Source organism: Corynebacterium tuingiense (assembly GCF_046718165.1).
Classification (GTDB): Bacteria; Actinomycetota; Actinomycetes; order Mycobacteriales; family Mycobacteriaceae; genus Corynebacterium.
Map to the genome: position 1 here is coordinate 1,482,000 of NZ_CP177101.1, position 14,716 is coordinate 1,496,715.

Annotated in this window: 15 protein-coding genes; 4 read left to right on the plus strand and 11 right to left on the minus strand. The window is 58.7% G+C overall.

The features are described 5' to 3' along the window. Positions 1–150: 150 nt before the first annotated feature. On the minus strand, positions 151–366 hold the full coding sequence (locus tag ACLI1T_RS07075) for a DUF3046 domain-containing protein (protein ID WP_023028888.1): 216 nt from the start codon (positions 364–366) through the stop codon (positions 151–153). A gap of 130 nt (positions 367–496) precedes the next feature. Here ACLI1T_RS07075 and ACLI1T_RS07080 point away from each other — a divergent pair, with 130 nt between their 5' ends. The 3 genes from ACLI1T_RS07080 to ACLI1T_RS07090 are packed head-to-tail and all read left to right on the plus strand — an operon-like array spanning position 497 to position 2,389. Beyond that, positions 497–1,060, plus strand: coding sequence for a biotin transporter BioY (locus tag ACLI1T_RS07080; RefSeq protein ID WP_411702282.1), 564 nt, complete (start codon positions 497–499; stop codon positions 1,058–1,060). Next, positions 1,060–1,752: an energy-coupling factor ABC transporter ATP-binding protein gene (locus ACLI1T_RS07085; protein ID WP_411702283.1), complete on the plus strand. Its 693-nt coding sequence runs from the start codon at positions 1,060–1,062 to the stop codon at positions 1,750–1,752. Before ACLI1T_RS07080 ends, ACLI1T_RS07085 begins: the two co-directional genes overlap by 1 nt. 13 nt (positions 1,753–1,765) lie before the next feature. After that, positions 1,766–2,389 (plus strand): energy-coupling factor transporter transmembrane component T family protein, encoded by a 624-nt coding sequence (locus ACLI1T_RS07090; RefSeq protein WP_411702284.1) that lies wholly within the window; start codon positions 1,766–1,768, stop codon positions 2,387–2,389. 125 nt (positions 2,390–2,514) lie between these two features. On the opposite strand, the gene ACLI1T_RS07095 is transcribed toward ACLI1T_RS07090, so the two are convergent. From ACLI1T_RS07095 to pgsA, 4 genes are all read right to left on the minus strand, one after another. Further along, entirely contained in the window at positions 2,515–3,381 is an 867-nt protein-coding gene (locus ACLI1T_RS07095; protein WP_349867697.1) for a PspA/IM30 family protein, read from the minus strand. A gap of 133 nt (positions 3,382–3,514) precedes the next feature. Continuing rightward, positions 3,515–3,892: a helix-turn-helix domain-containing protein gene (locus ACLI1T_RS07100; RefSeq protein ID WP_005278839.1), complete on the minus strand. Its 378-nt coding sequence runs from the start codon at positions 3,890–3,892 to the stop codon at positions 3,515–3,517. Between the two features lie 8 nt (positions 3,893–3,900). After that, positions 3,901–4,416 (minus strand): nicotinamide-nucleotide amidohydrolase family protein, encoded by a 516-nt coding sequence (locus tag ACLI1T_RS07105; protein ID WP_349852766.1) that lies wholly within the window; start codon positions 4,414–4,416, stop codon positions 3,901–3,903. Between the two features lie 5 nt (positions 4,417–4,421). Next, positions 4,422–5,006: a CDP-diacylglycerol--glycerol-3-phosphate 3-phosphatidyltransferase gene (gene pgsA / locus ACLI1T_RS07110; protein WP_349867693.1), complete on the minus strand. Its 585-nt coding sequence runs from the start codon at positions 5,004–5,006 to the stop codon at positions 4,422–4,424. Between the two features lie 59 nt (positions 5,007–5,065). On the opposite strand from pgsA, the gene ACLI1T_RS07115 reads away from it, so the two are divergent. Beyond that, positions 5,066–5,356: a YciI family protein gene (locus ACLI1T_RS07115; RefSeq protein WP_411702285.1), complete on the plus strand. Its 291-nt coding sequence runs from the start codon at positions 5,066–5,068 to the stop codon at positions 5,354–5,356. An 8-nt stretch (positions 5,357–5,364) separates the two neighbouring features. Here the strand turns inward: ACLI1T_RS07115 and ACLI1T_RS07120 are convergent, their stop codons facing one another. The 6 genes from ACLI1T_RS07120 to thyX form a co-directional block, all read right to left on the minus strand. After that, entirely contained in the window at positions 5,365–6,486 is a 1,122-nt protein-coding gene (locus tag ACLI1T_RS07120) for a TerC family protein (RefSeq protein WP_411702286.1), read from the minus strand. A 168-nt stretch (positions 6,487–6,654) separates the two neighbouring features. Then, a complete protein-coding gene (locus tag ACLI1T_RS07125) occupies positions 6,655–9,885 on the minus strand; it encodes a DNA translocase FtsK 4TM domain-containing protein (protein WP_411703302.1) in 3,231 nt (1,076 codons plus the stop codon). A gap of 272 nt (positions 9,886–10,157) precedes the next feature. Then, complete coding sequence (locus ACLI1T_RS07130; protein WP_411703303.1) at positions 10,158–10,796, minus strand: TIGR03085 family metal-binding protein; 639 nt, start codon at positions 10,794–10,796, stop codon at positions 10,158–10,160. A 65-nt stretch (positions 10,797–10,861) separates the two neighbouring features. Further along, positions 10,862–13,003: a ribonuclease J gene (locus ACLI1T_RS07135; RefSeq protein ID WP_349867685.1), complete on the minus strand. Its 2,142-nt coding sequence runs from the start codon at positions 13,001–13,003 to the stop codon at positions 10,862–10,864. A gap of 2 nt (positions 13,004–13,005) precedes the next feature. Further along, a complete protein-coding gene (gene dapA, locus ACLI1T_RS07140) occupies positions 13,006–13,914 on the minus strand; it encodes a 4-hydroxy-tetrahydrodipicolinate synthase (RefSeq protein WP_411702287.1) in 909 nt (302 codons plus the stop codon). A gap of 54 nt (positions 13,915–13,968) precedes the next feature. Further along, on the minus strand, positions 13,969–14,715 hold the full coding sequence (gene thyX, locus ACLI1T_RS07145; protein ID WP_239269515.1) for an FAD-dependent thymidylate synthase: 747 nt from the start codon (positions 14,713–14,715) through the stop codon (positions 13,969–13,971). Position 14,716: the final 1 nt, after the last annotated feature.

Genomic DNA, 14,716 nt, shown 5'->3' on the forward strand with positions numbered 1-14,716 from the left:
CGTGAACACTTAATTAGACTGCTGCAGAACCCTAAATGGTTCCGCCCTCATCGCGATCCCACTGTAGTCGCCCACACCGACACCCCAACTAGAGTACATACATCTGTTCGAATGTCGAAAATAACACGCCTTTTCGGCTTCTCTGAGTCCTTATAAGGTTGGGTAATCTACGCCGAGACGGCGTTCTTGGGGAACATCGAAGTCATTGCACAGCCCTATCCAAACACGACGGGGATCGACGCCACGTTCGATAAGCTCATCCGGCGTTCCATTAAGCTCTGATAAAACATGCGAATGGCTAATCCACGCCCCTTTTGATTCGCCAAATTCATCCACAACCAGTTGGTGGTACTCCGTCAATCGCATGCGCGCAATCCTACCCACCACCACGGAAATATTTCCAAAACTTTTACCAGGACTCCAGAATTAGCCTCCTTGAACGTCGTTCAAATTGGTGTGTCTACAGCGTTTTTCTCCAAGGTGCTAATCTTTTTCCATGCAGAAGAACTCCGTGGCAACCACCATTGCCTATGTAGCGGTATTTACCGCCCTCGTTATCGTTTTAGCCTTCGTTTCTATCCCCGTAGGCACCGCCGGCGTGCCCATCGTCTTGCAAAACGCCGCGCTCATTTTGTCCGGCCTCATCTTGGGCGGAAAACGCGGCGGCTACGTTGGCTTGCTATTCCTCTTTATCGGTTTGGCATTGCCCGTTTTGGCAGGCGGTGGCACCACGCTCCGCGCGCTTGCCGGCCCCACCGTGGGATATATCATCGGTTATGTGCTCTCCCCCATCGCCGCCGGCGCCATTGCCTACCGCGCCCCGCGCGGAAAGGGCGGCATGACCGTGGTTTTCGCTATCGCCGCCATCGTAGGCCTTCTCGTGCAATACACCTGTGGCGCGATCGGCTTGATGCTTCGCTCCGGGTTGGAGGTCGGCCCGGCCATCGCGGCGCAAGGCCCGTTCATCCTCGTTGACACCGCAAAGCTCATCGTGGCGGTTATCATCGCCGTTGGCGTTCACTCCGCATTCCCTGACCTGATGGGTAGGAAGGCCTCCTAGTGCCCACCATCGACTTTTCCTCGGTCACGGTAGCCTTTGATGAGACGGTGGTCCTCGATGACATCAACCTCTCATTAAGCGAGCAGCGGATCGGCGTCATCGGTCAAAATGGCGGCGGAAAATCCACGCTGACCCGGCTTATCAATGGCCTGGGTGAGCCCACCGCGGGCACCGTCACTGTCGACGGCATAAATCCCAGCGAGCAGGGCAAAAAGGTGCGCGAAAAGGTGGGGTTCGTCTTTTCTGATGCCGAAAATCAGATCGTTATGCCCAATGTGCGCGATGACATCGCTTTTTCCCTGCGCCGCTTCAAGCTATCTAAGGACGAGCGCACTGCCCGAGTAGACGCCGCCTTGGAACGATTCGGGCTTTTAGAATTTGCCGAGCGCTCCCCACACACTCTTTCTGGTGGACAAAAGCAATTGCTCGCCTTAGCCGCAGTGCTGGTCATCGACCCGGTTCTCATCATCGCCGATGAACCAACGACGCTGCTTGATCTCCGCAATCGCGACCGCATCAAGCGCGAGTTCGCGCAGCTTGACCAGCAGCTCATCGTCGTTACTCACGATCTGGAGTTCCTCACGGATTTCGACCGTGTCATCTGCATCGATGACCACAAGGTTGCCGCCGATGGCGCTCCCCAAGAAGTCATCGATTTTTACAGAGATCTCATGGCGCAGCGGCCACTTTAGAAAGCCACCTCTAATGACCCGACGCAGAACCAATATTCCGCTTTCCGTGTACGTTCCGGGCACGACGGTAATCCACCGGATGAAGCCCAGCTGGAAGATACTCATCTTGCTGGTATTTATCCTAGTTACCAGCATATTTTTCAACTCTCTGCCGTGGGCAGGCGGTTCGGTGATCGCCGCAGCGCTAACCTATGTCATCGCCCGCATCCCCCCACGAATTGCCTGGAGCCAACTCTGGCCACCCCTGGTCATCCTCATCCCCCTCGCCGGTTTCCAATGGTGGGCCAAGGATTTTGACTACGCCGCGGTGATGTTCCTCAACATCTTGGCGGCCATGATTCTGGCCTTTTTACTAACGCTCACCTCGACCGTCGACGCCATCATGGAGTCGCTGGAAGAATCCCTCCAGCCGCTGAATCGTTTCGGCGTCCCAGTAGAAAACATCAGCTTGGCGATGTCCTTGACTATCCGCCTCATCCCCCTCATGTTCGAAACGGTCTACGAGGTTCTCGATGCCCGGAAGGCTCGCGGCGCTGGCTTCTCCCCCTCAGCCTTTGTCACGCCCGTCATCATTCGCTCCATTCGGCGTGCTCGGGCCATTGGCGAAGCCCTCCAGGCCCGCGGCGTCGGTGACTAAGACGACTAAGGCACATACCCGGCTTGCGCTACAAAACCTCCGACTTTCCCCACCGCTCAACGCGGCAAAGGAAAGATCGGAGGCTATTTTTCAATTAGCGCTATGAAGAGCGCGGGATGAGAGAGTTACTCTCCGCGCAGCTCTCGCAAGCGAGCTTGGACGGCATCATCATTCGAGGTCGGCTGCGTCGGCTGCGCTGCCTGGTCTGCAGCGGACCCAGAGGCCTTATTGCCCTCGATGGCCTGGGTGCGGTTTCCTTCCACCGACTTCGTGGAGTTCATCTCGCTTCGGATCTGCTCCAAGCGGGAGTGGCCGGCCATCTGGACGCCCGCCTGCTGCACCTCGGCCATGCGATTTTCGACAGAATTTTCCGCCAACTCCGCCTGACCCAAAGCCTTGGAATAGCGGCGCTCAATCTTATCGCGCACGGAATCGAGCGAAGGCGTGTTGCCGCCGGCCGAAAGCTCGTTCATGGAGTTCAAAGACTCAGAAACCTTTTCCTGCATCTTTGCCTGCTCCAGCTGCGATAGCAACTTCGAACGCTCATCAACCTTCTGGCGCAGGGCGGCATTATTGCGTTCTACAGCGCGCTTAGCCTGCTCTGCCTGTTGCAACGCCTGGTCGTGGAGCTTCTTCGTGTCCTCCACAGACTCTTCTGCGGTCACCAACTGAGCGGCAAAGGCCTCGGCGGCGTTTTCGTACTCCACGGCCTTGTTTTCATCACCATTGGAGCGTGCCTTATCCGCAAGCTCGAGCGCCTGGCGGGTATTGCCCTGCAGCTTTTCGACCTCGGCTAAGCGACGGTTAAGTTGCATCTCCAGCTGGCGCTGATTGCCAATGACCGCCGCCGCTTGCTGCGAAAGCTCTTGGTGCTGACGTTGGGCATCTTCGATGGCCTGCTCAATCTGCACCTTCGGATCGGCGTTCTCTTCGATTTTATTATCGAACAGTGCCATCAGGTACTTCCAACCCTTAACAAATGGATTCGCCATTATGCTCTAGACCTTTCTAGGGAATGTGGTAATGCGTCGCGTTGTCGTGTTCATAGTAACCCAACGCCTAGGGCTCTGCCGCCACTAATCGCAGGTATCCACCGCGGCAATTCTTCTCAGAATCGCGCACGCGTTAAAGCTCAGAAGCAGCCGGCGCGGTATGCGCGAGCTCTTCATCCATCGAGGGCAACGCCATATAACCGGCAGCCTCAATCAGGACGTCCGACACAGACGCGTCAAGTGCGTGGCACACGGAGGCCAGTAGCTCAGAAGAAACTTCCTTGCGGCCCCGCTCAAGCTCCGACAAGTAGCCCGGTGACACGCGGGCAACGCTAGCCAATTCGCGCAGGGTAACTGACTTATCCGCGCGGAATGCACGCAGGGTCAAGCCCAAAGCTTCACGCAAAAGTGGCTCGGGGGCGCGGGCAGGTTGTGGCGCCGATGGTGCCGCTGCCGCAGGTTCCGCGGCAGTCTGCGCCGAGTGGTCGAGGACTGCTGTAGAAATGTTCATCGTAAGTTTTAACGCTCCTTCGATGAAATTTGTTCCCCACTGATAGGAAAATTTTTGATGACCGCACCAAGTTGGGCGATGGCTGCTCCTACCGTGGCCTTTCTGATGCCGTTGCGTTCAGTGCCCAAGTCGCGCAAACAATAAGACTGCGCTATGCGGCCGGCGGAATAAATTCCTAAAAATACCGTGCCGGGGTCTTTTCCTTCTTGTTTATCCGGCCCGGCAACGCCGGTAAGCCCTATCCCCCAATCGGCCTCGGTTTCCGCGGCGGCGGCGCGAGCCATATCAACTGCAGTTTCGCCAGAGACGACGCCCACGCGCTCGATCTCGGAAACTGGTTTATCCAAAAAATGGGACTTGATCTCTGTGGCATAGGTTACAAGACCACCGCGCAGGACGGCCGATGCTCCAGGCACCGAAGCGATGGTAGCGCTGGCTAGGCCGGCAGTCAGCGACTCGCAGAAGGCCAAGGTTTCGTGGCGCTCTGTTAATAAGGCAACGAGGTCAGATTCTGTAAAGGTCATTGCGTTTAGCTATTTTGCTTCTGTCCATCGATGAGATACTGCACGCCGGTAACGACCGTTACCACGACGGCCATCCACATGATGAAGGAGGTAGGAATATCCATCCACGCGGGAAGCGGCCACAAGTATAGGCCCACGGCGAAAGACTGCAGGACGGTCTTTAGCTTGCCGCCTTTAGAGGCTGGGACGACTTTTCCGCGGCGCAGCAGGGCCATGCGCCAGATGGTGATGCCGAATTCGCGAATCAGAATAATGACGGTGACCCAGACCGAAAGCTGATCGACGATATTGAGGCAGACAAGCGCTGTGGTCATGAGCGCTTTATCAGCAATGGGGTCGGCAATCTTGCCAAAATCGGTAATCAACCCGCGGGCGCGGGCAATATCGCCATCGAGCTTATCCGTGAGCATTAAGGCGGCAAAGACGCCAAAAGACCACCACTGGTGGCCACCGATGACCAGCCATGCAAAGACCGGAATGAAAACGATACGCAGGCAGGTAAGGACATTCGGCAGATTCCAATTAGAGACCTGCGGATTCACATCCGAGGACTGCGCTGACTGTGCTCCGGGTTGATTCACCCTATACATACTACCCGCTAAGGTTATGGTCTCGCGGCACACTCCCCCGAGAATTTATACTGTCCGGTATGAAATATTTTGCAGTCAATTACGAATACAACCCGGCCAACCCAGAGATAGCGAAGGTCCGCCCGGCCCACCGCGAGTTCACTGGGAAGCTGTTTGATGAGGGCACCATCGTGGCCTCAGGACCGTTCACGGATTCCCAAGGAGGCGCGCTCATCATCGTGCGCTTTGACAATGATGACACCCAAGTGACCGATGTCATCCAGCTGATGAACGAAGATCCCTTCTATCAAGAAGGCTGCCTCCAGGGCCGCAGCTTCCGCGAGTGGAATCCGGTTAAAGCCCGCTTCTAGGCTCCCCACTAGTTGGGTAGGTCTTCCTTGGACAGATCCTCGGCCCTGCCCAGGTAATCGCCGCGCGTATTGCGCACGATCTTATTTCCTTCCTCATCCCAGTCGTAGTGGTTGTGGGATACAGCCACTGCGCCTTGGGTTTTATCGCGCATGTTCTTGATAACCGATGCAACAACCGTGATGACCAAGACTCCAACGATGACCACCAGCGAGCCGATGGTGGAGATTTCCGGCACAGATTCGATATTGTCGCCACCATTGATAAACGGCAGGTTATTCTCGTGCAAAGCGTGGAAAAGCAGCTTGACGCCGATGAAGCCCAGGATGATGCCCAGGCCGTAAGGCAGGTAGACAAGGCGGTCCAAGAGGCCATCGATAAGAAAGTACATTTGGCGCAGACCCATCAGCGCGAAAGCGTTGGTGGTAAAGACCAAAAACGCCTCCGAGGTGATGCCATAGATTGCCGGAATGGAATCGAAAGCAAACATGACATCGATTAGCCCAATGGACACCAGCGCCACAAACAGCGGTGTGAAAGCAAACTTGCCCTTCTTTGAGCCATCGTCCATGCGGTGGGTGAGCTTATCCCCGTGGTACTGCGGGGTAACATCTACGGCCTTGCGCACGAGCTTGATGATGGCCATATCGTTCGGGTTGGTCTCCGGCGCGTCCCGAATCTCATCGATGACCAACTTGATGGCGGTGTAGAGCAAGAAGATGGCAAAGAGGTAGAAAATATCGGACCACGCCGCGATAACCGCCGCGCCCAGCAAGATGAATACCAAGCGGAATACGAGGGCGATGATGATGCCGATGAGCAGCACCTTTTGCTGGTACTTGCGTGGGATTTTAAAGGACCCCATGATGAGCGCGAATACGAAGAGGTTATCCACGGAAAGCGCTTGCTCTGTGACATAACCGGTAAAGAATTGAATGCCGTGCTCATGGCCCCACACGGCCCAAACGACGCCGCCAAAAACTAGGGCGACGGCAATGTAGAAAAGGGTCCACAGGCCCGACTCTTTCAAAGTGGGCTCATGTGGACTGCGCACGTGAGAATAAAAGTCGAATATAAAAAAGGCTAGAATCACCGCACCGGTGACCAGCCACACCCACAATGGGACGTTCATCCGAGATCCCTCCGGTCGAATTTACTTTAAGAAAGTGACCGGAGGTCTCCCCCGCCCAGCGGCTATTCCTCGCTGGGCCGACACGACCGGGAGCGCACAGCTACCGTGTTGACGATCTATGCCGAATGTGGGGTACTCCCCTCCAAGACCGTGACCATCTTACACTACTTAGAATGCCCCGGACGATGGGTTATAGGTCGCTTGCACCGTCCGCGTATCGGAATTGGGCGCATCGGAGGAATCGGAAGTAGCAGACTCTGCAGAATCGCCCGCATCATCGTCTGCTTCTTCCTGGTTCAACTCGTCCTGGATTTCCTTGGGAGCCTCGGCAGGATCGGCGCCCTTAATCATCCACAGGATGGTATCGAGCTCTTCCGGTTTGACCAGCACCTCGCGCGCCTTGGAGCCTTCCGATGGCCCGACGACGCCGCGCGATTCCATCAGGTCCATCAGGCGGCCCGCCTTGGCAAAACCGATGCGCAGCTTGCGCTGCAGCATTGAGGTGGAACCCAGCTGAGCGGTGACCACCAGCTCGACGGCCTCGAGGAGGTCATCCATGTCCTTGCCGATGTCATCGTCGATTTCCTTCTTCGCCTCGGACTGCTTCTCCTCGGTCACACCCTCGGTGTAGTTCGGGGCGGCCTGGGATTTGGCGGCCTCGACAACATCCATGACCTCATCATCGGAAACGAATGCACCCTGCATGCGCACTGGGCGCTTGCCCTGCGGGATAAATAGACCATCACCCATGCCGATGAGCTTTTCCGCACCGCCTTGGTCCAAGATAACGCGGGAGTCGGTCAAGGACGAGGTGGCAAAGGCCAAGCGGGAAGGCACGTTGGTCTTGATGAGGCCGGTGACCACATCGACGGATGGGCGCTGGGTGGCAAGCACCAAGTGGATGCCGGCCGCGCGGGCCTTCTGGGTGATGCGGACGATGGAGTCCTCGATTTCCTTTGGGGCGGTCATCATCAAGTCCGCCAGCTCGTCTACCACGCAGACGATATAAGGATAAGGACGAACCTCGCGCTCGGACCCCGCCGGTGCCTGGTACTCGCCGGAGACTACCTTGCGGTTATAGTCCTCGATCTTGCGCACGCGCGCGGCCTTCATATCCATGTACCGCTGCTCCATCTCTTCCACTAGCCACTGGAGTGCCGCAGCGGCCTTCTTCGGCTGGGTGATGATGGGCGTAATCAGGTGCGGGATGCCTTCATACGGCGTGAGCTCGACCATCTTTGGATCGACGAGGATCAGGCGCACCTGCTCCGGGGTGGCGCGGGTAAGCAGCGAGACCAGCATGGAGTTCACAAACGCGGACTTACCGGAACCAGTAGCGCCGGCAACCAACAGGTGCGGCATCTTCTGCACAGAAAAGGACGTATATTCGCCCTCAATATCCTTGCCCAAGCCAATCAACATTGGGTCCGGGGAAGACGTCATGCTGGGCGCGTCCAAGACCTCGCGCAGGTGGACCATTTCGCGGTCCGGGTTAGGAACCTCAATACCCACCGCGGACTTGCCCGGAATCGGCGTGAGCAAGCGCAGGTTATCGGTAGCCACGGCATAAGCCAGGTTGGACTGCAGGTTCGTGATTTTCGAAACCTTCACGCCTGGTCCAAGCTCAATCTCATAGCGAGTCACCGTAGGGCCACGGCTAAAGCCAGTTACCTGAGCATTGACGTTGAACTCTTCGAAGACATCGGTAATGGCCTCAATGATGCGGTCATTGATCTCGGTGCGTTCCTTCGCAGGCGTGCCTGGGGTCAGCAGATCGGTAGAGGGCACCGCATAGTTGTCGTTGCCAAATTGCGCAGGCGCGGGCGCTTGGGGCTGTGCGGCAGGCTGTTCCGCCGCCGCGGTGGATTCCACCTGTGCGCCGGTGGCCGCATCGCGCCCAGAGCGCTCGCGGAATAGGCGCCGGGCTTCCTTGTGCGCCGAAGACACGGCATCGGAACCGGCCTTGGCGGCACCAGCGGCAGCGGCTCCGGCGGCAGCTCCAGCAGCACCGGCAGCAGCGCCCTTGGCCTTGCCGGCTGCGCCCGCGGCACCAGCCGCACCAGAAGCAGCGGCAGCACCGGCGCCAGCGGCTCCAGTGGCTCCAGCACCAGCGGCGCGGGCAGCCCGCGACTTGCGGCCGACGGAAGACCCAACGCTGGCAGAACCCAAGACGCGGGTGGGCTCGCTTTCTGGCAGGGCCGGTTGGGTGGATTCGGAGCCCTCTGCGTAGTCAGCGCCATCTACTGCCGGGAAGGCATCGGTATCCCCCACCTGGGAGTCCGCGCCGTATCCCAACTCTTCGTCGCTGCGGTCTACGGGCTCATAACCCGCACGGACTGGGGTGTTGAAGGCGACGGTGTGGTCGTCCTCGGGGGCATCGGCAAGCGACTGCACTGGATAAGAGCTGCCAGTCTTGCGCGGAGTAGACGTGCTGCGGCGCTTCGGGGCGGGGCGCTCGGAACGCTCGCGGCCGTGCGCAATATCGTCGATATCGCCAGACACGTGGCCGTAGAGATCGTCCTCGTCCGCATCATCGTATTCTGCATCGCTGCCGCCAAAGCGGGAAAATGCCGAGCGCAGCGAATCCGCCACGAGCTCGTAGGCCTCGCGGATGGTAATACCCGTAACCAGCAGCGCGCCGTAAATGATGACCAAGAAGAGCAGGGGTACTGCGACATACGAGGTAAACGCGGCATCGAGGATCCCACCGATGGCAAAGCCGACGACACCGCCGGCCCCGCCCGCAGTATCGGTGGTAAACCCAAGCGGCGGATTGCCGGCAAAGATGTGGATGAGGCTCAGCATCGCCAGCACGATGATCGTCGTGCCGCCCGCAATGCGCGGATTAATGCGCCCGGATGGACCATCCATTTCCATCATGAGCGAAATGGCCAGCGCGACGAGCGCAATGGGAAGTACCCACGCGCCGGCGCCGATGACGTAGCGCACCAGGTTTCCCACCCAGGCACCCACCTGGCCGGCGACGCCAAACCACACGGTGGCGGCGAGGACGATGGCTACGCCGATGAGCACCAGGGCAACCGCATCTGGATTATTGACTCGCAACCCGCCCTGCGAGGAAGCCGCTGCCTCCTCGGCAGCCTGTGCCTCCTCTTCGGCTGCGATATCGCGCGCGCGAGTTACCTTACTTTTCTTCTTTTTCCCGGCGCTATCAGAAATTTCCTGTGGCTCCCTTGTTCTCTCGAAATCCTCCGTGCCGTCAGCAGTTACATCCTGGCTCGGCTTCAGGCCCGCAAGGCCATTGCCTAGGCCGCGGGCAACATTGCCCATTCCGCGCGCGGTGGCACCAAAAGCGGAGCCAAGCCCCTTGCCGACGGCCCGGAATGCACTCCCCGTACGCTCTTGCGTCGTTCCTGCCGCGCGCCCAGACGAGGTCATCTCCAGCGTCTCTGGCACACCGGCGCTGGACTGGCTGCGGCCAGACGGCCGCGACCGATTCGCTTTCCGGCCAGGCGCGCTTTTCGATGCTCGCGTCTGGTTCCGGCGCGATCCGCGAGAGGAGGCATTTTTGACAGACATGTCATTTACCTTAACCGGAAAACCCCACAAATCACATACGCCACACGCGTGGCAGAGCTAGTTAACCGAGAAATGTCCCGAGTTCGGGCTAAAAAGGTGCAGCACGGGCCGCAAAAGCGGCTTTTTCTAGTCTACAGGGTTGACATCTTGATAGCTGACTCGTCGCCATTGATGGTGACTTGTACGACATCGCGCCCGTATGCCCACAGGAGGAGTTCGCCAACCTCCCCGCTTACGCGGACCACGCGGTCGCCGCGATCGGCTACCCCGTGCTTATCCGCCACGACGATGCGCGGCATCCCGTCCGGCTGCAGGATCACCGGCTGGGTGGATTTACGCAGGCTCAATTTGGCCCAGATCTTCAAAAAGCGGTGCAGCTTCTTCTGCACGGCCACAGAGAAATCGCGGGGTTCGGTCTGGCCATTGGCGCGGCGGATATCCTCGTGGTGGATGAAATGTTCGCCCAAATTTTGCTGGGCATCGAGAAAACGTGCGGGGTTGAACTTTGCCGGCCCCCTCCCCCAGGCATCGACAAGCTCATCGAAATCGCGGCGGGCGACCTTAGCGGATTCCTTTTCCAAGTGGGGCTGCAGGACCGAAAGGAACATGCCCGCTGCGGCATCGGGACGGTTTTCGCGCACCCACAAGTGGGCAACTAAGTCGCGCGTGGTCCAGCCCTCACACAGCGTGGGGGCGTCTGGACCTAGCTGATGCAAAAGCGCGACCATCTTGGCGCGTTCGGAAGATGGAAAAGACATGTGCCCCAGCATACCGAGGTCCTCGAAATGCTGGGGCACAGAAACTATGCCGGAATTAAATCCTTTTGTAGGAGAACCTACAGGGACTCGCGGCTGGCGTCGACATCGGCGTCATCGGCAAGCAGCATGCCTGAATTCGTCGGCACGATGGTGGGCAAAATAACCGGCTCGCGCTTGTACTTGGAATCCATAAGCTTGGAGACCTTGCGGCGCAGCTTTTGCACCATCCGGTAGGTGTCATTCTCGCCCTCTGCGGCGAGATCGTTCATGGTGTTTTCCACCATCTCCGCCACCTCGGGCACAACACCGCGGTCATCATCGGAGAAACCGGTGGTTGCCACAGTCGGGTGCTCGAGCAGGCGGGAGGTGCGGTTATCAATCACACAGGTAATGGATACCACGCCGCCCGCACCCAAGTTGGTGCGGTCTGCCAAGGTATCGGCATCGACATCGCCCATGGACACACCATCGACGTAGAGGTGGCCAACCTGCAGCTGGCCGACGACCTCCGCGCGGCCCTTGCGCAGATCCACCACGACGCCGTTTTGCGCCAAGACCGTCCGGTCGCGAGCCACGCCGGTGGAAATCGCCAATTCCTTATTGGCGCGCAGGTGGCGCCACTCACCGTGGACCGGCATGGCATTGCGCGGGCGCGCCGCGTTGTACAGGAAGAGCAGCTCGCCGGAGTAACCGTGGCCGGAAGCGTGGACCTTGACGTCCTGGTTGGTGATGACGTTGGCACCAATCTGGGACAGCATATTGATAACGCCGAAGACGGCCTCTTCGTTGCCCGGAATGAGCGAGGAAGAGAAGATGATGGTATCGCCATCGCGCACCGTGATCTGCCGGTGCTCGCGGCGGGCCATGCGGGACAGCGCGGCCATCGGCTCACCCTGCGTACCAGTGGTAATGAGCATGGTCTTGTGCGGGGCCATCTTCGCAGCCTCATCGATGGGGATAATGGTGCCGCGCGGGACCTTCAAAAAGCCCATCTTTTCCGCAATTTCCATATTGCGCATCATCGAACGGCCATTAAAGGCCACCTTGCGGCCATTGGCCACAGCGGCGTCGATGGCGGCCTGCACGCGGTAGACGTTCGAGGCGAAGGAAGCCAAGATGACGCGCTGCTTCGCGTTAGCTACCAAGCGCTTGAAGTTGGCCGGGATATCGCCCTCCGAGGCGGATACACCCGGCACGGTGGCGTTGGTGGAATCGCACAGCATGAGGTCGACGCCCTCGTCGCCGTAACGAGACAACGCCGGAAGGTCCGTCGGGCGATTGTCCAACGGGGTTTGGTCCAGCTTGATATCACCGGTGTGGATGATATTGCCTGCCGGGGTGCCCAGCATGATGCCGAGCGCATCCGGCACGGAGTGGTTGACCGCCCAGAAGCGAACGCGGAAGCAGCCGTAGGTCACGTCGGACTTTTCGTTGACCTCAACAAACTTCGGCTTCTGGCGGTGTTCCTTACACTTCGCCGCAATAAGCGCGATGGTGAAACGGGAGGCCACAATGGGGATATCCGGGCGCAGCTTCAGCAGCCACGGGATGGCACCGATGTGGTCTTCGTGGGCGTGGGTGACCACGAGGGCCTTGACCTTGTCGATCTTCTTTTCAATCGGCCCGAAGTCCGGCAGGATAAGGTCCACGCCGGGCTCGCCAGACGATGGGAAGAGCACGCCGCAGTCAATGATGAGCAGCTCATCGCCGTACTCAAAGACGGTCATGTTGCGGCCGATTTCGGAAATACCGCCCAAGGCGTAAATGCGCAGGGTATCCTTCGCCTGCTTTGGCGGTTCCGGCAGGCGCTTGGTCAGATCCGCACCCTGCATCGACTTCGGCACATTGCGGCGGCCGCGATTATTGTTATTGCGGCCACGGCCCTTGCCGTTGCCGTTCTTTCCGTTGCCACCGTTGTTGATCTTGTTATTGCCGCCGTGGTTATTTCCCTGGCCATTGCCATTATTGCCGTTTCCACCACGGCCACGGCCGCGGCCGCCACGGGAACGCGAGCGGCGGCCGTTGTTATCGCCGTCGTTCTTGTTATCGGCAGAGTTATTCTTGCCAGAGTTGCCCTGCTCCTCATTTCCGGCAGTGCCGGCGTTATTGGCAGGGGCCTGAAATACGGGCGAAGCCGCCTCATTGGAGGCGGTCTCAGTTTCCGAAGGTGGACCCGCCTTACGGGTGACCTTGCGGGAACGGTTACGGGGTTCAGTCATTCTTAAAGGACTCCAGATTGTTCCAAATCACGGCGAAGTACCTCGCGTTCCTCCTCGCTTGCGGCGGTAACAGGAAGGCGGGGATCGCCAACTTCAAAGCCCTGCAGGCGCAGAGCTTCCTTTGCAAATGTCGCTCCGCCCAACCGCGCCTGAGCGCGGGTCAGTGGAAGAAGCGTTGAATAATTTATTTCTTGCGCGCGGGCCAAATCGCCCGCATCGAAAGCTTCATAGAGTTCTACCAAGGCTCGCGGTTCAGCGTGGCCGATGACGGAGATGAAACCCGAAGCGCCGAGGGATAGCCACGGCAGATTTATCGGATCATCACCGGAATACCACGCCAAGTCGGTTTCTTGGATGAGTTCTGCGGCCGCGGAAAGATCGCCCTTGGCGTCTTTCACGGCTTGGATAGTCGGCAATTCCGCAAGGCGGCGGAGCGTATCCGACGCCACTGGGATGCCCGAGCGGCCAGGGATGTCATAGACGCAAATCGGCAGATCCGTAGAATCAGCAACTGCGGCAAAATGCTCGTAGACGCCCTTTTGGGAGGGCTTGGAGTAATACGGGGTCACCACGAGCAAGCTATCGGCTCCTGCGGCGGCGGAAGCTTGGGCAACCTCAATCGAGGTTGCGGTGTTATTCGTTCCGGCGCCCGCACAAATCCGGACGCGGTCTCCCACTTCCTCTTTTACGGCCTTGAGCAGCTCCAACTTTTCGTCCAAGGACGTGGTAGGAGACTCGCCCGTCGTTCCACCCAAGATGAGTGAATCCACGCCGTTGTCTACGAGATGAGCTGCCAGGCGGCGACCCGCTTCTACATCCAGCGCACCGTCACGATCAAACGGAGTGACCATGGCGACGCCAATGCGACCGAAGGTGTCAACGCCAGTCTTTGCTGTCATACCTGTGCTCATAGCCGTCAAGGTTACCCGCTAGGGCACCTTTTGGCCGCATCGGGGTGGCGCGTGTTAAGCGTAAGGGCTTGCGGCCATCTGCGTTCCATCGGCCAACGTGGTGATATGGAAGTCATCGAAAAGCGCTGGTGCTTGCTCCTGCAAATGCTTCAAGCACTCCACCGCCACTTCGCGCAATTCCGTATCAGCGTGCTCGGCCGCCCGCGCCCCAATGAAGTGGCGCCACGCGCGGTAATTGCCGGTAACGACGAGCCTGGTTTCCGTCGCATTGGGCAATACCGCGCGCGCCGCCTGCCGCGCCTGCTTCTTTCGCAGCAGCGCATTCGGTTCATCCAGCTTTTCTTCCAAGGCCTCTAGCAGCTCATCGTAGACAAAACGGGTTTCATCCACGGCTTGCATGACCAACCGGCGCAATTGTTCATCTTCTTCCACCAGCTTGGGCAGCGCTACGTGCATCTCATTAGGGTGCACAAAGCGCTGGGATAGCTGTGAAAAGGAAAAATGCCGGTGGCGAACCAATTCATGGCTGGCTGAGCGCGAGAGCCCCGTGATGTACATCGTCGCCGTGGCGTGTTCCAATAGCGCCGTATGGCCTACCTCCATGATGTGGTGCAGGTAGGCGGAATTCGTCGCGGTCCGTGGGTTGGGCTTGTCAAAAGACTCATAACACGCTCGCCCCGCGAATTCGACGAGGGCCTCGCCATCGGTCGCCGTCTCATCGGCACGCCACTGCGTTCCCTGAGGCGGGTGAAACTCGGTGGCGGCAATGAGCTGGATATTTAGCTCACTCGCAGTGGCCATA